General features: G+C 73.1%; 21 protein-coding genes and 1 pseudogene. 8 read left to right on the top strand and 14 right to left on the bottom strand.

Annotated features, from left to right (window positions below; translation table 11 throughout):
- Positions 1–48: 48 nt before the first annotated feature.
- Together MZC64_RS11075 and MZC64_RS11070 are read left to right on the top strand one after the other, a co-directional pair.
- Positions 49–1,356, top strand: a complete 1,308-nt coding sequence (locus tag MZC64_RS11075; RefSeq protein ID WP_247763388.1) for a pyridoxal phosphate-dependent aminotransferase — start codon at positions 49–51, stop codon at positions 1,354–1,356.
- Positions 1,340–2,179, top strand: coding sequence for a MurR/RpiR family transcriptional regulator (locus tag MZC64_RS11070; protein WP_247763344.1), 840 nt, complete (start codon positions 1,340–1,342; stop codon positions 2,177–2,179). Before MZC64_RS11075 ends, MZC64_RS11070 begins: the two co-directional genes overlap by 17 nt.
- 5 nt (positions 2,180–2,184) lie before the next feature.
- On the opposite strand, the gene purE is transcribed toward MZC64_RS11070, so the two are convergent.
- From purE to MZC64_RS11055, 3 genes are read right to left on the bottom strand one after another with little or no spacing between them, the layout of a single operon-like run.
- On the bottom strand, positions 2,185–2,685 hold the full coding sequence (gene purE / locus MZC64_RS11065; RefSeq protein ID WP_247763343.1) for a 5-(carboxyamino)imidazole ribonucleotide mutase: 501 nt from the start codon (positions 2,683–2,685) through the stop codon (positions 2,185–2,187).
- A gap of 1 nt (position 2,686) precedes the next feature.
- Complete coding sequence (locus MZC64_RS11060; protein ID WP_247763342.1) at positions 2,687–3,880, bottom strand: 5-(carboxyamino)imidazole ribonucleotide synthase; 1,194 nt, start codon at positions 3,878–3,880, stop codon at positions 2,687–2,689.
- 30 nt (positions 3,881–3,910) lie between these two features.
- Positions 3,911–4,738 (bottom strand): GGDEF domain-containing protein, encoded by an 828-nt coding sequence (locus MZC64_RS11055; RefSeq protein WP_247763341.1) that lies wholly within the window; start codon positions 4,736–4,738, stop codon positions 3,911–3,913.
- 186 nt (positions 4,739–4,924) lie between these two features.
- On the opposite strand from MZC64_RS11055, the gene MZC64_RS11050 reads away from it, so the two are divergent.
- The 3 genes and pseudogenes from MZC64_RS11050 to MZC64_RS11040 all read left to right on the top strand — a co-directional run.
- Positions 4,925–7,138 (top strand): sigma-70 family RNA polymerase sigma factor, encoded by a 2,214-nt coding sequence (locus MZC64_RS11050; protein ID WP_247763340.1) that lies wholly within the window; start codon positions 4,925–4,927, stop codon positions 7,136–7,138.
- Between the two features lie 114 nt (positions 7,139–7,252).
- Positions 7,253–7,837, top strand: coding sequence for a GtrA family protein (locus MZC64_RS11045; protein ID WP_247763339.1), 585 nt, complete (start codon positions 7,253–7,255; stop codon positions 7,835–7,837).
- A gap of 36 nt (positions 7,838–7,873) precedes the next feature.
- Positions 7,874–8,353: pseudogene (locus MZC64_RS11040) on the top strand (GtrA family protein); the annotation flags it as partial.
- 194 nt (positions 8,354–8,547) lie between these two features.
- On the opposite strand, the gene MZC64_RS11035 reads toward MZC64_RS11040, so the two are convergent.
- Positions 8,548–9,825: an ATP-binding protein gene (locus tag MZC64_RS11035; RefSeq protein WP_247763338.1), complete on the bottom strand. Its 1,278-nt coding sequence runs from the start codon at positions 9,823–9,825 to the stop codon at positions 8,548–8,550.
- Between the two features lie 19 nt (positions 9,826–9,844).
- The gene (locus MZC64_RS11030) at positions 9,845–10,519 is read right to left on the bottom strand and encodes a response regulator transcription factor (protein ID WP_247763337.1); all 675 of its coding nucleotides are present in this window, start codon (positions 10,517–10,519) and stop codon (positions 9,845–9,847) included.
- Positions 10,520–10,536: 17 nt separating this feature from the next.
- Between MZC64_RS11030 and hisN the strand changes: the two genes are divergently transcribed.
- On the top strand, positions 10,537–11,328 hold the full coding sequence (gene hisN, locus MZC64_RS11025) for a histidinol-phosphatase (protein WP_282105198.1): 792 nt from the start codon (positions 10,537–10,539) through the stop codon (positions 11,326–11,328).
- Positions 11,329–11,401: 73 nt separating this feature from the next.
- Here the strand turns inward: hisN and MZC64_RS11020 are convergent, their stop codons facing one another.
- The 4 genes from MZC64_RS11020 to MZC64_RS11005 are packed head-to-tail and all read right to left on the bottom strand — an operon-like array spanning position 11,402 to position 14,604.
- Positions 11,402–11,683 (bottom strand): hypothetical protein, encoded by a 282-nt coding sequence (locus MZC64_RS11020; protein ID WP_185001696.1) that lies wholly within the window; start codon positions 11,681–11,683, stop codon positions 11,402–11,404.
- Complete coding sequence (locus tag MZC64_RS11015) at positions 11,680–13,830, bottom strand: TNT domain-containing protein (protein ID WP_247763335.1); 2,151 nt, start codon at positions 13,828–13,830, stop codon at positions 11,680–11,682. The genes MZC64_RS11020 and MZC64_RS11015 overlap by 4 nt, the downstream gene beginning before the upstream one ends.
- Positions 13,831–13,867: 37 nt before the next feature.
- On the bottom strand, positions 13,868–14,176 hold the full coding sequence (locus MZC64_RS11010; RefSeq protein ID WP_247763334.1) for a WXG100 family type VII secretion target: 309 nt from the start codon (positions 14,174–14,176) through the stop codon (positions 13,868–13,870).
- Positions 14,173–14,604, bottom strand: coding sequence for a YbaB/EbfC family nucleoid-associated protein (locus MZC64_RS11005; protein WP_247763333.1), 432 nt, complete (start codon positions 14,602–14,604; stop codon positions 14,173–14,175). Before MZC64_RS11005 ends, MZC64_RS11010 begins: the two co-directional genes overlap by 4 nt.
- Positions 14,605–14,703: 99 nt before the next feature.
- On the opposite strand from MZC64_RS11005, the gene MZC64_RS11000 reads away from it, so the two are divergent.
- On the top strand, positions 14,704–15,150 hold the full coding sequence (locus MZC64_RS11000; RefSeq protein WP_247763332.1) for a MaoC family dehydratase: 447 nt from the start codon (positions 14,704–14,706) through the stop codon (positions 15,148–15,150).
- A gap of 8 nt (positions 15,151–15,158) precedes the next feature.
- The gene (gene selD / locus MZC64_RS10995) at positions 15,159–16,130 is read left to right on the top strand and encodes a selenide, water dikinase SelD (RefSeq protein WP_247763331.1); all 972 of its coding nucleotides are present in this window, start codon (positions 15,159–15,161) and stop codon (positions 16,128–16,130) included.
- Here the strand turns inward: selD and MZC64_RS10990 are convergent.
- From MZC64_RS10990 to MZC64_RS10970, 5 genes are read right to left on the bottom strand one after another with little or no spacing between them, the layout of a single operon-like run.
- Complete coding sequence (locus MZC64_RS10990) at positions 16,103–16,651, bottom strand: hypothetical protein (protein WP_247763330.1); 549 nt, start codon at positions 16,649–16,651, stop codon at positions 16,103–16,105. The genes selD and MZC64_RS10990 overlap by 28 nt on opposite strands.
- An 18-nt stretch (positions 16,652–16,669) precedes the next feature.
- Positions 16,670–16,819, bottom strand: coding sequence for a hypothetical protein (locus tag MZC64_RS10985; RefSeq protein WP_247763329.1), 150 nt, complete (start codon positions 16,817–16,819; stop codon positions 16,670–16,672).
- Positions 16,816–17,352 (bottom strand): hypothetical protein, encoded by a 537-nt coding sequence (locus tag MZC64_RS10980; protein WP_247763328.1) that lies wholly within the window; start codon positions 17,350–17,352, stop codon positions 16,816–16,818. The genes MZC64_RS10985 and MZC64_RS10980 overlap by 4 nt, the downstream gene beginning before the upstream one ends.
- A complete protein-coding gene (locus MZC64_RS10975; RefSeq protein WP_247763327.1) occupies positions 17,349–17,831 on the bottom strand; it encodes a hypothetical protein in 483 nt (160 codons plus the stop codon). Before MZC64_RS10975 ends, MZC64_RS10980 begins: the two co-directional genes overlap by 4 nt.
- On the bottom strand, positions 17,831–18,529 hold the full coding sequence (locus tag MZC64_RS10970; protein ID WP_247763326.1) for a hypothetical protein: 699 nt from the start codon (positions 18,527–18,529) through the stop codon (positions 17,831–17,833). The genes MZC64_RS10975 and MZC64_RS10970 overlap by 1 nt, the downstream gene beginning before the upstream one ends.
- Positions 18,530–18,571 lie beyond the last annotated feature (42 nt).

The raw sequence follows: 18,571 nt of genomic DNA, 5'->3' as shown, positions 1-18,571 counted from the left end.
ACTTGCAGGATCCACTGAATCCTCAGCTATCTTTGTAGCGTGCTGGCCATGCTGACCCAGTCCGCGACGCTCGCCACCAACGAACGCATCCAGGCCCTGCGCGCCAGTGGCGTGCCAGTGACCCACCTGGCCTTCGGGGAGGCCGGGTTGCCGGTCGCGCCGGAGATCGCCGCCGCACTCGCCGCGGCCGCCGGGCGCAACTCCTACGGCCCCACCGCGGGCCTCCCCGAACTCCGCGCCGCCGCGGCCGGGTACTTCGACCGCCGCGGTCTGCCCACCGCGCCCGGCCAGGTCGTGGCCGGGCCGGGCAGCAAACCGCTGCTGCACGCGTTGCTGTCGGTGCTGCCCGGCGATGTGGTGCTGCCGCGGCCCAGCTGGGTGAGCTACGCGGCGCAGGCTTCGTTGCTGGGCAAGGAAGTCGTGTGGGTGCCGGTGCCCGAGGGCTCGGGCGGTGTGCCGGACCCGGCGCTGCTGGGACCGGCCCTGGCAGCGGCGCGGGCCCGCGGGTTGCGGCCCGGGGTGCTGGTGCTGACGTTGCCGGACAACCCGACCGGGGCGCTGGCCGGGGCCGGGACGATCCGGGCGGTGTGCGAGATCGCGGCCGAGCACGGGCTGATGGTGATCTCCGATGAGATCTACCGGGATCTCGCGCACGAGCCGGGTTCGGTGCTCAGCCCCGCGGAGATCATCCCGGAGCGGACCGTGGTGACCACCGGGCTGAGCAAGGCGACCGCGCTGGGCGGCTGGCGACTCGGGGTCTGCCGGCTGCCGAACGCCGGGCTGACCGCCGCGCTGATCGGGGTGGCCAGTGAGATCTGGTCGAACCCGAGCACGCCGGTGCAGGTCGCGGCGGCCTACGTGCTGGCGGAGCCGGAACCGGTGCGAGCCTTCGTCGCGGCCGGGCTGGGGCTGCACCGGGCGGTGGTGCGGGCGGCCTACGAGACGGTGCTCGCGGCGGGGGCCGGCTGTCCCGCGCCGGGCGGGGGTTTCTACCTTTACCCGGCTCTGGAAGCGGCACGAGGACATGCGGGCAGCGCGGGGGACCGGGGCACGGCGGGCCGCGGGACCGGGCTGGGCGGGGGTCAGGGCGGCGTGGACAGCGCGGTGGATCTGGCCGAACTCCTGTTGACGCGGTACCGGATCGGCGTGCTGCCCGGCTCGGCCTTCGGTGACGACCCGCGGGGGCTGCGGTTCCGGCTGGCCACCAGCCTGCTCTACGGCGACACCGACGAGCAGCGCTGGACCGCGTTGCGCAGCACCGATCCGGCGCGACTGCCCTGGATCGCCGAAGCACTGGCACGGCTGGGCACGGCCGTCGCGGAACTGACCGGAAAGGGCCATGGAGACCTTCGCTGAACTGACCTCTTTGCTGCGCACCGCCGAGTTGAGCCCGGCCCAGCGCGCGCTGGCCGAGCGGGTGCTCGCCGACCCCGAGGGCGTGGCCTTCCAGACCGCGGCCGAGCTGGCCGGGGCGGTGGGGGTGACCGAGGGGACCGTGGTGCGCTTCGCCCAGCGGTGCGGGCTTTCCGGTTATCCGGCGCTGGTGAAACTGTGCCGGGCGCACCTGTCCGGGCAGGCCCAGCTGGTCCGCCGGTTCGACGCGCTGGACGGGGACAGCGTGCTGGAACGCGCGGCCGAACTGGACCGGCAGAACCTGGCCCGCACCTTCGCCCAGGTCGATCCGGCGGCCTGGCGGCTGGCGGTGGGCTCGATCGCGCAGGCGCGGCGGGTGCACGTGATGGGACTGCGCAAATCGCACACCGTGGCCTACCTGCTGGGTTACCAGCTGGATCTGGTGTGCCAGGACGTCACGCTGGTCACCCCCGGGCCGGGCACGCTCACCGACAAACTACGGCGACTGGACCCCCGGGACGTCTTCATCGCGGTCTCGCTGCGCCGCTACGCCGCGGACACGGTGCGCGCGGTCCGGCACGCCAAGGCCGTCGGCGCCACCACGGTGGCTTTCACCGACACCGCCGCCTCCCCGCTGGCGGGACTGGCCGACGCGGTGTTCCTGGCCGATATGGCCGGGGCGGGGCTGCTGCGCTCGGTGACCGCGCTGACCAGCCTGGTGCAGGCGCTGGCCACGGCGGTGGCGGTGGAACGCGGGGAGGCCGCCTCGGCCGCGCTCCGTCAGCAGGAGGCCCTGCTGACGGAGTTCGCCACCTACGAACCCTGAGTGGCTCAGCCCTGAGCGATCCGCTCCCGCAGCTTGGCGTCCTTGTCCAGCACCATGGCTGCCAGGTCGGCCTGGAACTTCTCCACCCGGACCCGCAGCGACTCGTCGTGCGCGGCCAGGATGCGCACCGCGAGCAGGCCCGCGTTGCGCGCGCCGGCCACCGACACGGTGGCCACCGGGATGCCCGCGGGCATCTGCACGATGGAGAGCAGCGAGTCCATGCCGTCCAGGTACTTCAGCGGCACCGGCACGCCGATCACCGGCAGTGCGGTGGCCGAGGCGACCATGCCGGGCAGGTGCGCCGCGCCGCCGGCGCCGGCGATGATCACCTTGAGGCCGCGGCCCGCCGCGTCGCGGGCGTAGTCGAGCATGCGCTGCGGGGTGCGGTGCGCCGAGACGACGCTGATCTCGTGGGCCACCTCGAACTCGGTGAGCGCCTCGGCGGCGGCCTGCATGACCGGCCAGTCCGAATCGCTTCCCATGATCACGCCAACCTGCGGTGCCACGTCAGTTCCCTCCGTGCACGTCGTATCCGTCGGTCCACTCGCCGTGCGCGAGCCAGTGCGCGGCCAGCGTGGCCCGCCTGCGCGTCTCGGCCAGGTCCTGGCCGAGCACGTTCACGTGCCCGACCTTGCGACCGGGCCGCTCCGCCTTGCCGTAGAGGTGCACCCGCGCCTCCGGGAACCGGGCGAACAGGTGGTGGATCCGCTCGTCCACGCCCATCTTCGGCGGCGCGGGGGCGCCCAGCACGTTGGCCATCACCACCGCGGGGGCCTTCAGATCGGTCAGGCCCAGCGGGTAGTCCAGCACGGCGCGCACGTGCTGCTCGAACTGGGAGGTCCCGGCCCCGTCCATGGTCCAGTGGCCGGAGTTGTGCGGGCGCATGGCCAGCTCGTTGACCAGCACGCCGTCCGCGGTCTCGAACAGCTCCACCGCGAGCACGCCGACCACGCCCAGCTCGGCCGCGATCCGCAGTGCCAGCTCCTGGGCCTGCTGGGCCAGTGCCTCGGACAGGTCGGGGGCGGGGGCGAGCACCTCGACGCAGATGCCGTCGGACTGCACGGTCTGCACCACCGGCCAGGCCGCGCCCTGGCCGAACGGCGAGCGCGCGATCAGCGCGGCCAGCTCGCGGCGCATCGGCACGCACTGCTCGACCATCAGCGGGGTGCCGGCGGCCAGCAGTTCGGGCACGGTGCGCTCGGCGCTCTGCGGGGTGTTGAGCATCCACACCCCGCGCCCGTCGTAGCCGCCGCGGACGGCCTTGAGCACACACGGCCAGCCGTGCTCGGCGCCGAAGCGCAGCACCTGGGCCACCTCGGTGACCTCGGTGAACGGCGGCACCGGGACGTCCAGCTCACGCAGTTTGACCCGCATTTTGAGCTTGTCCTGGGCGTAGATCAGCGCGTCCGGGCCGGGGTGCACGGTGACGTCCTCGGCGACCAGGGCGTGCAGGTGCTCGGCAGGCACGTGCTCGTGGTCGAAGGTCAGCACCTCGCAGCCCTTGGCGAAACGACGCAGGGCCTCAAGATCGGTGTGCGTGCCGATCTGCACGTCCCGCGCGACAAGCGCGGCGGGATCGGCCTCGGAGACGGCGAGCACCCGCAACGACTGACCGAGGGCGATCGCCGCCTGGTGAGTCATCCGCGCGAGCTGTCCGCCGCCGACCATGCCAACTACTGGGGTGCCGGTTCGGGGGTCCACGGGCAGGTCAGCCTAGTGCAGCGGCGCAGGTCAGCCGCGACCGAGGTCGTTGACGAGGTCGCAGGCGGCCTGATGGGTGGGCGGCAGCGCCTCCAGCCACACCCGCAACGGCACGTTGCCCTCCAGATCCGGGTCGGCCGCCAACCGTTGCTCCACCAACCAGCGGGCGGTGGCCAGTCGCAAAGGCAATCTTTGATCACGTCGAGTGAGCACTGCTCCGACCGAGGGACCCACGACCGCCAGAGTCTCGCCCCGGTTGAACACCAGGCGTAGCACGTCGGCGACCAGCACCATGGCCACCACCCGGGACCAGCCGGTGGCCTGGCTCAGGTCGATGCCGACCATGGCCAGCACGTGCCGGTCCTCGGTCCGCTCCCCCGCCGCGGTGGCCTCGTGATAGACCTCGCGCAGCCGTGTGCGCAGGTAGGAGGCGGTGGCGAGGCCGGTGAGCCCGTCGGTGGCCTCGGCCGAGGTGACCCGGCCGGACATCTCCTCGGCCCAGCCCAGCGCGACCACCCGCAGCAGTCGCGCGGGCACCGCGTCCGGGTCGGCGGAGACGATGCCGTCCCGGCCGTCCGGGGCCTCCAGCACCGCGTGCAGCGCGGCCAGGTCCTGCAGCGTCTCGGCCAGGCTGGCCCCGGCTTCTGCCCGCCGGTGCCCCAGCCTGATCAGCGCGGATGCCACATCTCCCGGCTCGACCACGGCCCGGCAGACCGCGTCCACCTCGGGCAGGGTCCAGTCAGCGGGGAACGGCCAGCCGGCGGCCAGGCTCGCGGTCCGCCACCGCGAGCGCAATGCACGCAGGTCCGCGTCGCTGCCACCGCGGCTGGGCCGGGGCGCCACCTCACGCACACTCACGCTCGATCGGTCTCCTTCTCGAAAGGCCCCTGGTTCTGCTCCGATGCGGTGACGCGCCAGACACCTCTTCGTGACGCCGTTCGAGGTGACGAAGCACAAACCGTTCCGTCACACTGAGCGAGCACACCAGGTGGGCGATATCGGAACAGCCGGTGCGATGTCGTGCGCCACACATGGAGGACGGGCGTGGCAACAGTTCAGGACGAGGTCCAGGGTCCCAGCGACGCGGAGCTGATCGACTCGGTGCGCTCGGGTTCGATGGACTCCTACGCCCTGTTGTACGAGCGGCATGTGTCGGCGGCCTACAACCTGGCCCGCCAGATGTCCCGCTCGCCGGGGGAGGCCGACGACCTGGTGTCGGATGCCTTCGCCAAGGTCCTGGACACGCTGCGGGCCGGCAAGGGCCCGGACGCGGCCTTCCGCGCCTACCTGCTGACCGCGTTGCGGCACAACGCCTACGACCGGTCCCGCCGGGAGAAGAAGGTCCAGGTCTCCGATGATGTGGCCGCCTTCGACTCCGGCGTGCCCTTCACCGACACCGCGGTCGCCGGTCTGGAGAAGACCCTGGCCGCCAAGGCCTTCGCCCGGCTGCCCGAGCGCTGGCAGGCCGTGCTGTGGCACACCGAGGTCGAACAGCAGTCCCCGGCCGAGATCGCGCCGATCCTGGGGCTGACCGCCAACGGCGTCTCCGCGCTGGCCTACCGGGCCCGCGAGGGCCTGCGCCAGGCCTACCTCCAGGTGCACCTGGACTCGGTGGCCGAGGAGCAGTGCCGGGCCACCGTGGACCGGCTCGGCGCGTGGACCCGCGACGGCCTGTCCAAGCGGGAGACCGCGCAGGTCGAGGTGCACCTGGACACCTGCGCGAACTGCCGGGCACTGGCCGCGGAGCTGCACGATGTGAACGGGGCCATGCGGGTGTTCATCGCCCCGCTGGTGCTCGGCGGCGCGGTCACCGCCTACCTGGCGCTCTCGGCCACCGCGGCCAAGGCGGCGGGCGTGGCCGCGGTCGCGGTCACCGCGGGCGCCGCGGCCGGCGGTGCCGGTGGCATGGCTGGCGCGGCCAGTTCGGTGCCCCGGCAGTTCCTGGCCACCGGGGCCTCGGCGGCGGCCGTGGTGGCCGCGGTCGCGGTCGCGCTGGCCGCGGGCGAGTCCCCGCAGAACCCGCCGGTGGCCGCACCGCCGCCGAGCAGTTCGGTGGTGGTGCCCAGCCCGCCCCAGCCAACCCCCAAGCCCCCGCCGCCGAGCCCGCAGCCGCCTCCACCGTCCCAGCCGCCGCCCAGCTCCCAGCCGAGCCAGCCACCGCCGCCACCTCCGCCGCCGCCGACCACTCCCCCGCCGCCCGCGCCGACCCCCTCGCTGTCCGCCTCCGCGCCCAGCGAGCCGGTGCAGCTCACTCCCGGCGGCGCCCCGGTGGACCTGCCGGTGACCGTGCGCAACAGCGGCAACGGGGTGTCCGAGCCGGTCACCGCGGCGCTGAACCTGCCACCGGGCGTGCTGGCCGAGGTGCCCGGCGCGGGACAGCGTTTCGCCCGCACCGGCGTGCTCGCCCAGGCTGTGCAGGCCATCGGGATCAACTGTCAGAGCGGTCCGGGCCGGATCTCGTGTGTGACCGGCCGCGGGCTGGAACCCGGTGAGTCGGTGACCTTCGGGTTCCGGCTCAGCGCCGGGCCGGACGTGCAGCCGGGGCGGATCACCGGCAACGTGAACGCGGGCGCGGCCATCAGCCTGTCGCTGTCCGAGGTGACCGTGCGGGTCAAGCAGAACGACGCCCTGGAACTGCGCGCGGAGACCTGGCACCACGGCTGGTGGTGGCCGATCCGGATGGATGTCACCGCGATCAACCGGGGCACCAGGGAGGCGCCGCTGGCGGTGACCATCACGCTGCCCGAGCGCACCGTGTCCTTCGCCTGGACCAAGCACTGCAAGGGCCACGGCAACGTGGTGACCTGCACCGGCAGGCTCAAGCCCGGCGAGCGGGTGGTGTTCCGGACCTGGCTCACCTCGCTCGGCGTGATCAAGGACGAGGCTCAGGTCAGCGGCACCCTCGGCGAGGCGAAGGCCGCGATCACGGTGCCCATCCACATCCGCGAGCACCCGGGGCCGGTCGACCCGGACCGCCCGCCGAACCCGCCGGTGCCCGGCACCACCACGCCGACCACCACCACGCCGGTGAAACCGACCACGCCGAGCAGCCGGAAGCCGACCACCAGCAGCCGGGAGCCCGGCAACTCCGAGCAGCCGAGCACCCAGCCACCACCCGCCGCTCCCCCGTCGACCACACCGGTGCAGCCACCCAAACCAACCTCCCCGGCCCGCACCACGACCTCCGCGCCGCCGCCGCCGACAACGTGTAAACCGACGCTGCCGCCGTGGCTGTCCTGGCTGCTGCCGGAATGCTGATCGGGCGTGTCGGTCAGGCGTGTCACTGACAAACCCGGCAAACCCGGCCGGTAGTTGGTGAATTAGGCACGGGCCGATCGGGGGGTGTGATCGTCGATCTCTAAACTCCCCCGGGTGTTCGCAGCCGAAGCCGTGTTCGCCACATTGCCCCCGCGATACCGCGACTGGATTCGGCAGAACCGGGAGATGTTCCGCTTCGCCGTGGTCGGCAGCGCGACCTTCCTGGTCGACACCGTGGTGATGTACAGCCTGAAGTGGACGATCCTGGACACCAAGCCGGTGACCGCGCGGGCAATCGGCGTGATCGTGGCCACCGTGGTCGGCTACGTGCTCAACCGGGAGTGGTCCTTCCGCACCCGCGGCGGCCGCGAGCGCCACCACGAGGCCGCGCTGTACTTCCTGATCAGCGGCATCGGCGTGGTGATCAGCTCGGCGCCGATGTGGGTGGCCCGGTACGCGCTGTTCCTGGAGGAGCCGCACGTCAGCTGGGCCGTGCAGGAGATGTCGGACTTCCTCAGCGGCCTGATCCTGGGCACCCTGCTGGCGATGGTGTTCCGCTACTGGGCCTTCCGGAAGTTCGTCTTCCCCGCGGCCAAGGACGCCACGCCGAGCAAGCCCGAGGTGCACACCATCATTCACACCGTCCGCGCGGAGAAGCGCCTCGCCGGCGCGGAGGAGCGGTCCGTTCCGCTGCGCTGAGGCCAACCGGGTGAATGGAATCCGTAGACTGCCGGAGTGGCCGTTGTGGAGACCGTGCTCGGATTGCTGCCGCAGGGCCTGCGGCGGCACCTGCTCAAGCACCGTGAGCTGCTGAAGTTCGCCCTGGTGGGCGGAACGACCTTCCTCATCGACAGCGGCATCTTCTACGGCCTCAAGCTGACGGTGCTGGAGACCAAGCCGCTGATCGCCAAGGGCATCGCGGTGCTGATGGCGACCATCGTCTCCTACGTGCTCAACCGGGAGTGGTCCTTCCGCACCCGCGGCGGCCGCGAGAAGCAGCACGAAGCGGCGTTGTACTTCCTGGTCAGCGGTATCGCGGTGGGCATCTACACGGCCCCGCTGGCCTTCTCCCGGTACGTGCTGGACCTGCGCTACCCGGACGTGAGCCTGCTCTCCCAGGAGCTGGGCGACTTCTTCATCGGCCAGATCGGCGGTGTGCTGATCGGCATGCTGTTCCGCTGGTGGGCCTTCCGGAAGTTCGTCTTCCCGGAGGAGGGCGTGCGCCCGCACAAGACCTACCGGGTGGGCGCGCCGGTGCTCACCGACCACGAGGCCAACGGCAGCGCGAACGGGACCGCGGCCAACGGCGTGGCCAACGGCAGTGGCAAGGCCCGGCGGAGCACGCCCAAGCGCACCGATGAGGACGAAGAGCAGCTCGGCCACTCCTGATCTACGGCCACTCCGGTCCCTCAGCGCGGGCTGGCCTCGGTCGGCCAGCGCAGGTCGGGCACGTCGTCGGCGCGCGGCACCGGCAGGAAGATGCTGAAGGTGGCCGTGCGCGGCACGGACAGTTCCAGCCGCCCGCCGTCGGCCTCCACCAGCGCCCTGGCCAGCGCCAGTCCCACGCCGGTCGAACCGCCGCCGGAGACGCCGCGCTCGAAGATGTGCGCGGCCAGGTCCTCCGGCACCCCGCCACCGCCGTCGGTGACCTCCACCACGATCATCGCGTCGCCGCGCCGGGCGCTCACGTGCACGGTGCCGCCACCGTGCCGCAACGCGTTGTCCAGCAGCACGCCCAGGGTCTCGCGCAGCCGGGACGGGGTGGCCCTGGCCAGCAGCCCGTTGGGCGCGCGCAGCCGCAGTGCGCGGCCGTGCTGGCGCAGCGAGGCCCGCCACTCCTGGACCATGATCGGCAACTGCGAGGCCAGGTCCACCGGTTCGGCGTCCACCGCGCGGGCCGCGTGCGCGGCGGCCAGCAGCTCGTCCAGCACCGTGGACAGCCGTTCGGACTGCTCCAGGGCGGCGTTGGCGTCCTCGGCGGTGGCCTCCTCGGCGTGCATGGCCAGCGATTCCAGCCGCAGCTGCATCGCGGTCAGCCTGCTGCGCAGCTGGTGCGAAACGTCGCCGATCAGCTCCCGTTCCCGTTGCAGCAGCTGGGCCAGTGCCGAGGCCGAGGTGTCCAGCGCCTCGGCCAGCTTGTCCAGTTCGTTTATCCGGTAGCGCCGCGGATCGGGCCGGAAGTCACCCGCGCCCAGCCGGGCGGCCCGGTCGGCGACGTGCCGCAGCGGCTCGGCCAGCCGGCGCGCGGTCACCGTGGCCACGGTCGCGCCGATGCCGACCGAGAGCACCACCAGCAGGGCCACCACCCCGGCGACCTCCAGCTGGTCGGTGCGCAGCGGCGCGGCGCTGGCGGCCACCGTCACCTGGCCGTGCTGGGCCATCGGCACCGATTCGCTCATCTCATCCGGCGCCGGGCTCGCGCCCAGTGTGCGGTCCCCGGAGGACAGCCCGGTGATCCGGATCTGGCCGCCTTCGGGCCGCAGCACGTCCACCGCGGACATGTCGATCTGCCTGCGCTCGGCGAGCTGGTTGTCCAGCACCGCGGCGATCTGCCGGGCCCGGTTGGCCAGGTCCCGGTGGGTCACGTCGTGCACCACGGTCAGCGCCGTGTAGCCCAGCGGCAGCCCGAGGGCGACCCCGGTCACCGCCACCGCCAGCAGGGTGGACTGGAGGATTCGGCGACGCACCGGCACCCCTCCTCATCACCTAATCGCTGTTGAACCGGAAGCCGACGCCGCGCACGGTGGCGATCCGGCGTTCGGTGTTGCCGCCCTGGGTGTCCCCGATCTTGCGGCGCAGCCAGGAGATGTGCATGTCCAGGGTCTTGCTGCCGCGCAGTTCGGGGTCGTTCCAGACCTCTTCCAGGATCTCGTCCCGGCTGACCACCTGCCCGGCCCGCTGCATCAGCACCCGCAGCAGCTCGAACTCCTTGTTGGCCAGGGTGACCTCCTGCCCGTCGACCAGCACCCGGCGCGCGGCCAGGTCCAGCCGCACGCCGCTGGCCTCCAGCGTGCCCGGCGAGCGGCGGCGCAGCAGGGCCCGGATCCGGGCCATCAGCTCGGCCAGCCGGAACGGTTTGGCCACGTAGTCATCGGCCCCGGCGTCCAGGCCGACCACGAAGTCGACCTCGTCGGCGCGTGCGGTGAGCATGAGCACCGGGATGCCCCGCCCGTTCGCCCGCAGCCTGCGGCAGACCTCCAGGCCGTCCAGCTTGGGCAGGCCCAGGTCCAGCACCAGCAGGTCGACCTCGCCGTTGCTGGCCGCCTCCAGCGCGCTGACCCCGTCCGCGACCACGTGCACCGAGTAGCCCTCGCGCTGTAACGCGCGGGACAACGGGTCGGCGATCGCGGGGTCGTCCTCAGCCAGCAGCACCACACTCACGGCACCAGCCTAGGCTGCTGGACGTGACCACGTATTCCGCGGATCTTGATCTCGCGCTGCGCCTGGCCGACACCGCCGACTCGATCACCCTGGATCGCTTCCGCGCCCGCGACCTGGTGGTCGAGCGCAAGCCCGACCGAACCCCCGTCACCGACGCCGACCTGGCCGTCGAGGACGCCATCCGGACCGTGCTGACCGCCGAACGACCGGACGATGAGGTCGCGGGCGAGGAGCGCGGCGGCACCGACTCCGGCGCGGGCCGGGTCTGGGTGCTGGACCCGATCGACGGCACCAAGAACTTCCTGCGCGGTGTGCCCGCCTACGCCACCCTGATCGCCCTGGTCGAGGACGGCCGCCCGGTCCTCGGCGTGATCAGCGCCCCCGCCCTGCACCGCCGCTGGTGGGCGGCTCGCGGCGCCGGGGCCTGGGCCGCGCCCACCGGCGGCGAGCCACAGCGGCTGGCCGTCTCCGGCGTGCGCGAGCTGGCGGATGCCTACCTGTCCACCACGCACCTGGGCTCCTGGGTGGAATACCACTCCCGGGATGCCTACCTGCGGCTGGTCGACGCCTGCTGGGAGAACCGGGCCTTCGGCGACTTCTGGCAGCACTGCCTGGTCGCCGAGGGTGTCATCGACCTGGCCGCCGAGGCCATCGTGAACCCCTGGGACGTGGCCGCGGCCCAGGTCCTGGTGGAGGAGGCCGGCGGCCGCTTCACCGACCTGACCGGCAAACCCGACTACACCGGCGGCAGCGTCCTGACCAGCAACGGCCTACTCCACCAGCCCGCCCTCGACCAGCTCACCCACTGACCCTCTCCCGCCCGACTTGGGCCAACTGGTACGCCCACTTGGGCAAACCGGGCGTACCAGTTGGCCCAAGTCGTCAGGGCACTTGCTGGACCACGCCCAGCGCGCCGCGGGAGACCTGGGCCCAGGTCAGGCGGCCGAACAGGTAGAAGCAGGCCACCTGTTCGTTGGAGAAGCGGGCCCAGTCGTAGCGGTTGCCCTGTTCGCGCCAGAAGACCTCCCAGCCGAACTGGCCCTCCTCGTCGGCGACCTCGTCGCGCAGCAGGCACCACGCGTTGTCGGCCTCCGCGCCGATGGACACCACCTGCGGCGGCACGCCCAGCGCGCGCAGCCATTCCCCGATCGACTCGGCGTTCACGCGTTGACTTCCTCTCCCAGTTCGACCAGGAATCCCAGGGCGACCAGCTCGGCGGCGGCGTGGGTGGCCCGGAACCGGACCCCGCCGCCTGCCTGACCGAACCACGGCGCGGCCACCGTGCGCCACACCGGCAGCTCGCGGGCCACCTGGAACCGGTGGTAGCCCTGGCCGATCAGTTCCGGTGGCAGACCGCGTTCGGTGAACGGGGTGCCGTCCACGGCGAAGACCCGGCCGTCCCGCTGGCCGAACCGGTCCACGATCGACCCGACCGAGAGCACGATCGGCTCGGCCCCGTCCGGGTCGACACCGCCTTCCGGGCACAGCTCGGCGGGCGGCCAGGCGTACTCGGCGGCCCGGTCGTCCTGGGCCGCGCGGGCCAGGAAGCGGCGGTCCCAGTCGCGTTCGTGCTGGCCGCCGAGCGGGTCGTAGTCCGGGATCAGCGCCAGCACGGCCGGGTGGTCGGCGGCCAGGCCGGGGGTGCGCGGCACCGGCGCGACCGGGTAGCCGGTGATCAGCCCGGACTGCGGGTGGTCGTGCGGGGCGAAGCGCAGACCCGCGGCGTAGTCCAGTTCGGCGCGCGGCCTTGGCAGCTGGCGGTCCGGGCGGTTGGCCGGCCTTGGCATGTGCCCCAACGGGAACAGGTGCACCAGGAACAGCGCCAGCTCGTCGTCCTTGCGGGCCGGGAGCGGGATCTTGGCGGCCACCGGGCGGTCCGGTTCGACGATCGGCTGCACGCCGGGGGCCATGTCCAGGTACCCGGCGCCGGGGCGGACCCCGCGCCAGTCCTTGTTCGGCCCGAACCCGCCGTCCAGCCCGACGCCACCGCGGCCGCCGGGCACCGGCACCGGCGCGACCCCGGCCGCGCCGCCCGCCGCCGCGCCCGCGTGCGGGGCGCCGACGGCGGAGTGACCGGGTCCGGCGATCGGCTGGGCGGCCGGCGGCGCGACCGGGGGCGGCGCCGGCGGCGCACCGGGCGCACCCGGTCCGAACTGCTGGAAGTTGGGTGGCGGCTGCGGCGGGGGCGGCCCGGGGGCCGCGGTCACCGGCGGTGGAGCCGCGGGTGGGGCGGCGACCGGTTCCGGCGAACCCGCCCAGGACAGCTGGACCTGGTTCGGGGCCGGGGCGGCCGGCGCGCGGTGCACCGGGGTCGGCGTGGGGTCGTAGTACGGCGGCGGCGGTCCCGGCTGGTGCTGCCGGGGCAGCTCGATCGGGCCGGTCTGCGGGCTCGGGTCGTAGTACGGCGGCGGCGCGCCCTTGCCCGGCTGCGGACCGAAGGAGGGCTGCTCGTGATCGCCCGCCCGGCCCGGGTCCGGCTGACGCGGCTCGGTGGGCAACCCGGGCTGGGTGCCCGGCGGTGCGGCCGGGGGCGCCCCGGAAGCACCGCCGGGGAGCGGGTACTCGCCGTCCCTTGGCTGGAGCACCTTGGAGACGTCCACCGGCTGGCCGGAGTTCTGGTAGACGAGGTTGCCCTCGCCGTCACGCACGTACTCACCGGGCATGCCCAGCAGGTTGCCGCTTTCCGGGTGGATCAGTCGACCGCTCTTCGGGTCCAGCAGCCAGCCGGTGGCCGGGTCGACCTGGAAGCCGGTCTTGCCGTCCCTGGCGCCGGGGCCGGTGACCGGGTAGAGGTCGGTCTCCACCGAGCCGTCGCCGCCGAGCACCACGGTGCCCGCGAGCTTGTCGGTCAGGCTGGTCAGGTTGGCCAGTGCGCTGCTGGCCTGGGAGTTGCCCGAGGCCAGCGCCTCCAGACCGCCCTCGGAGGCCAGCAGCTGGGCGACCTCGCTCTGCCGGACCAGCTTCAGCAGCTCTGCGATGATCTTGGTTTTGGTGGCCGCGATCTCGGTGGCCGCGTGCTCCAGTCGCTGTGCCGCCCGCAGACAGCCCTTGGCGATGGCGGGCATCCGGCCGGTGTCCGCGGCGACAAAGCCGTTCCAGTGCTTCCTGGCCGACTCGGCCGCGTCCCCCTTGGCCGCCTGCAGCGCGTGCTGGGCGACCGCGTCGGTCTCGGTGGACAGCCGGGTGACCCCGTCACCGGCCGCACGCCAGGCCTTGGCGGCCAGCCGCATCTTGTCCTCATCGCCCTTGGGCCACTGCACCCGCAGCGCCTTGGCGACCTGGGCCACCTCCGGCGGTAGCTCGATCCCCATACCGTCCTCTCCCCGACTTCCCGGCGCTCACCTGAACTCAGGTGAGTTTCAGCTTCTGCTCGGCGTCCCGTTCGCTGCTCCGGTACTCCTCCGCGGTGTCCGCGAGCTTGCCGCTGACCGCCACCAGCGCCTCTGGCAACTCGCCGAGGGCCTTCAGCGTCGCCTGCGCGTCCGGCAGGTAGGTGCGGGCGAAGTTGCGGCCCACCGCGTCCGAACCCCAGCACTCGCCCTGTTCGGTCAGGGCCCGCTGCAGTTCGGTGGCGATGGCCCCGGCCCGGTCGCCGTAATCGTCGAAGTCCCCGGCGGCCCGGCTGAGCCGCTCGTGTTCTACCCGGAACCCGCTCACCGCTCTCCTCCCGCACGCAGCCAGTTCTGCTGTTCGAAGTCCTCATCGGCCCGTGGCGGCCGCAGGTTCAGTTCCGCCTCGGTGAGATCGCCGCTGCCGTCGAGCACCGCCTGGGGATCCGCGTCCACCGGCAGCAGCGGGGCCAGGGCGCGGGCCGCGCTGGCCGCGGCGAGCGCGGCGGCGGCCTCGGTCACCTGGAGCACCACCTGGGCCAGTTCGGCGGCCCGGTAGCGCTGGTAGGCGTTCTCGGTGATCCGCAGATCGACCAGCGTGCCGCGCGGGCCGACGGTGGCCGTGACCAGGCCGTCCTCGCTGCTGGCGGTCTCCCTGACTTCGCGGAAGGCGCGCTGCACGGTGCCCAGCTGGTCACGGCTGCGCCGGTAGTCGGCGATCAGTTCGGCCACCTGGGCCTTGTGGTCGGTCGGCACGAGACCTCCAGGGGTGGGACGCAGGTCACCCCTTTGACGGCCGAACACCCCTCCCGGTTCCCGCTGGATCGAAGGCTTTTCAGTGGCACGATCGTTGGCATGGCAGCCATCGCGTTCGAGGACCTCATCCCGGGGCGGATCATCCCGCTCGGCGAGATCGTGATCGACAAGGACGAGATGCTCGATTTCGCCGAGCGCTTCGACCCGCAGCCCTTCCACCTGGACGAGGAGGCGGGCGCGGCCTCGGTGCTGGGCGGGCTGTGCGCCTCCGGCTGGTACACCAGCTCGCTGTGGATGCGGTCCTATGTGGACCACGTGCTGGCCGGTTCCACCTCGCAGGGCTCGCCGGGCTGCTCCGAACTGCTGTGGCCGAAGCCGGTCTTCCCCGGCGACGTGCTGCGCAGCGAGCTGGAGGTGATCTCCGCGCGCCGGTCCAAGAGCCGGGAGCGGCTGGGCCTGGTGGAGATCACCGGGCGCGCCTATCGGGGTGACGAGGTTGTCATGCGGACCACCTTTGTCGGCATGTTCGGCACCCGCGAGCCATGATCGGGTGAGTGAGACTCACTCAGTACGCGCGCGGCGGCGGCTGCGCCTGCAAGATCCCGCCCGGTGAGCTGGAGTCGGTGCTGTCCGGCCTGGCCGCGCCGCACCCGGATCTGGTGGTGGGCGCGGAGAACGGCGACGACGCGGCCGTGCGCCGCCTCGACGACACCCGAGGGCTGGTGCTGACCACCGACTTCTTCACCCCGGTGGTCGACGACGCGGCGGACTGGGGCCGGATCGCCGCGGCCAACGCGCTCTCCGATGTCTACGCGATGGGCGGCCGGCCGGTGCTGGCGGTGAACCTGCTGGCCTGGCCGCGCGAGGTGCTGCCGATGGAGCTGGCCGCCGAGGTGCTGCGCGGCGGCGCGGAGATCGCGGCCAGGGCGGGCTGCCCGATCGGCGGCGGGCACAGCATCGACGACGCCGACCCCAAGTACGGGCTGGCGGTGACCGGGCTGGTCGAGCTGGCCCGGATGCTGCGCAACGACGCCGGACGCGCGGGACTGCCGCTGTCGCTGACCAAACCGCTGGGCACCGGTGTGCTCAACACCCGGCACAAGCAGACCGGCGAGGTCTTCCCGCAGGCCGTCGCCACCATGATCGCGCTGAACGACCGGGCCGCCGAGGCCGCGGTGGCCGGTGGCGCGCGCTGCGCCACCGACGTGACCGGCTTCGGCCTGCTCGGGCACCTGCACAAGCTGGCCAGGGCCAGCGGGGTCACCGCGGTGCTGGACCCGGCCGCGGTGCCCTACCTGGACGGGGCCCGCGCGGCCGCCGAGGCCGGGTACGTCAGCGGTGGCACCCGGCGCAACCTGGACTGGGTGCGCCCGCACGCCGAACTGGCCGGACTGTCCGAAGTGGACGCCCTGCTGCTGGCCGACGCGCAGACCTCCGGCGGCCTGCTGGTGGCAGGCGAGGTGCCGGGCGCGCCGGTGATCGGCGAGCTGGTGCCAGCTCAGGGCCCGACGATCACGCTGGTCTGAGCCAGCACGAAAGCCAGGCACAGCAAGGCGGTCAGCGGCCGGGAGTGCCGGAGCCAGGCCGCGTCCCAGGCGCCGGGCGGACCGTGCCAGCGGACCCCGAAGGTCATCACGGACCGCCCGGCCCCGAACGCCAGCCCGGTGAGCAACGCGGTCAGCGGACTGGCGAACAGGGCGAGCAGCACCAGCGCGGCGTACGGCAGGCCGCTGGTCACGTAGGTGCGCAGGCCGGTGCCCATCTCCAGCCCGAACTGCAGCGGGCCGAACACCGGGCCGTGCCGGAACACCGTCTCCGGCACCAGCCGGGCGTTCTGCGGCAACGGGAACCGGAGCAGCCCGAACTCCCGCAGCACCACCGTGATCAGCCACCCGGTGACCAGCCCGGCCAGCACCACGGTCGGTGCGAACGGCCGCAGCACCGAGCCGAGCACCAGGAACCCGAAGGCGCTCAGCACACCGCCGAGCAACAATCCCCCCGCGAACGCGAAGGGCGCGACACCCCGCCAGACCGGCGAGCCCAGCACCGAGGCTGAGTTCCGGCTTCAGGTGGAGCCGCTGACCGCGAAGCCCGCGGTGGCGCCGACCACCAGCCAGGACCAGCCGGCGCCACCGCGGTCGAGGGCGAATCCGGCCAGCGCCACCAGCGCGAGCAGGACCGCCGAGGTGAGCGGGTGCCAGAGCAGCCTGGTCATCGCACCAGGGCGCGGCAGATGGTGAAGTAGGTGTTCGTGGTGCCGCTCCTGGTGACCGTGAGGTTGCCGTCGGAGCAGCGGTACACCCGGCCGTCCGGGGTCCGCCACTTCCACGCGTTCTTGCCGCTGCACGAGCTGCTCACGGTGGCGTAGACCTCGGCGCCGAAGGTGCCGGAGCGGTGCCAGCCGTTGGCGCAGTACTCGCTGGAGCGGAACTCGCCGCCGAAGCAGGCGCCCGCGGCGTTGCGGAACTGCCCGCCGGTGTCCTTGTCCTCCTGGTAGCCCTGTGGGTAGGCGTCCTTGCAGTCGTTGCGGTCCCAGCCCTCCAGGCCACCCGGCCCGGTCTCGGCCTGCGCGCTGCGGTTGCCCCAGGTCAGCGACAGAGTGCCCAGGGTGAGCGCGGACAGCGCCACCCCGCGCAGCACGCCCCGGCGGCTGGCCGGGGTGCGCAGCGCGCGCAGGCCGCCGGTGCTGGAGTAGCCGCCCTCGGGGAGGACGTCGGCGTGCGGGATGAGGTCGAGGCGGAGGGTCACGAGGGCTGCCTTTCCGGGGCGCGCAGCGCGCGGAGCACGTCCGCGGCGGAGGTGGGCAGGACCAGGGAGTCGATCCGGCCGTCAGCGGCCACCGACAGCAGCATCGGCGGGTTGAGGTGGGCCAGGCCCTGCCAGGCGTCCCGGTCGGTGATCAACTCGACCGAGCCGGGCAGTTCGGGCCAGGCGGCGCGATCCTCGTAGGTGAGCAGGACGGGGCGGTCGGCGTGCCGGGCCAGTTCGGTGGCGGTGAACTGGCACAGCGGGCAGCCGGAGTCGGCGACCAGCACGGTGCGCGGGCCAGCCAGCTTCGCGGTGACCGATTCCGGCAGCCGCAGGTCGGTGCCGCCGAGTCCGGTGGCCTGGCCGGCGGTGAGCCCGCGGCGCAGCAGCCGCACCTCGCGCAGCACCGCGGCCAGGCCCAGGTACAGCAGCGTGATCGCGGCCCAGGCCAGGATCAGCAGGGCGAGCACGGGATCCATCAGCGGCCTGCCCAGGCCACGTCCAGGCCGCCCACCCAGTCCAGCAGCTCCTCGGTGGAGGCCACCGTGTCCCGGCTGAGCTGCACCTCGGCCGCGCCGCGCGGTCCGGCCACCACGAACAGGTAGTCCCTGGCGTCGGCCGAGCCCGCCCGGCCGGGCAGCGCCAGCCGCCACAGTTCGCCGCCGGGGGTGGGCGCGCCGCGGTGCTTGGGCAGCACCTGGCGGGCGGTCTCCGGCCCGGGAATGGTCACGGTGCCGCGGCCGTGCACAGTGAGCGTGATCCGTTCCAGGACCTGCTCGACCACGGCCCGCACCCGCAGGCCCTCGGGCCGGTCGTCCAGGTCAAGTCCGGCGAACAGCGCGACCAGGGTCTCCCGCTCCGGCGCCGGACCGCTGAACACGGTGAGCAGCTCGTGGAAGGGACCCAGCCAGCTCACCACCGTGGTGTCCCGGTCCGCGGTGGCCGCGACCACGATCTCCCGCCCGGCGCCGAGGAACCGGTCCACCGGGGTGGCTGGCAGCACCTCCCGGCAGGCGAACTCGTGGTAGCCGCGCGGGCCGATCTGGAAGCCGCGGCTGTAGACGCCGCCGGCGAACCGCACCTCCGCCGCGACCGCGGTCACCCGGGCCTGATCCGGTAGGCCGACGGTCACCTCCCGGCCACTCGGACCGCGCAGGCGCAGTGTTGAACCGGCCACTTCGGACCTCCCGTTCACTCATCCGTGGTCATTCGTTCGTGT

It is taken from the genome of Crossiella sp. S99.2, from assembly GCF_023094165.1.
In the GTDB taxonomy this organism is placed as follows: Bacteria; Actinomycetota; Actinomycetes; order Mycobacteriales; family Pseudonocardiaceae; genus Crossiella.
This window is presented reverse-complemented; position numbering and strand designations above follow the sequence as displayed.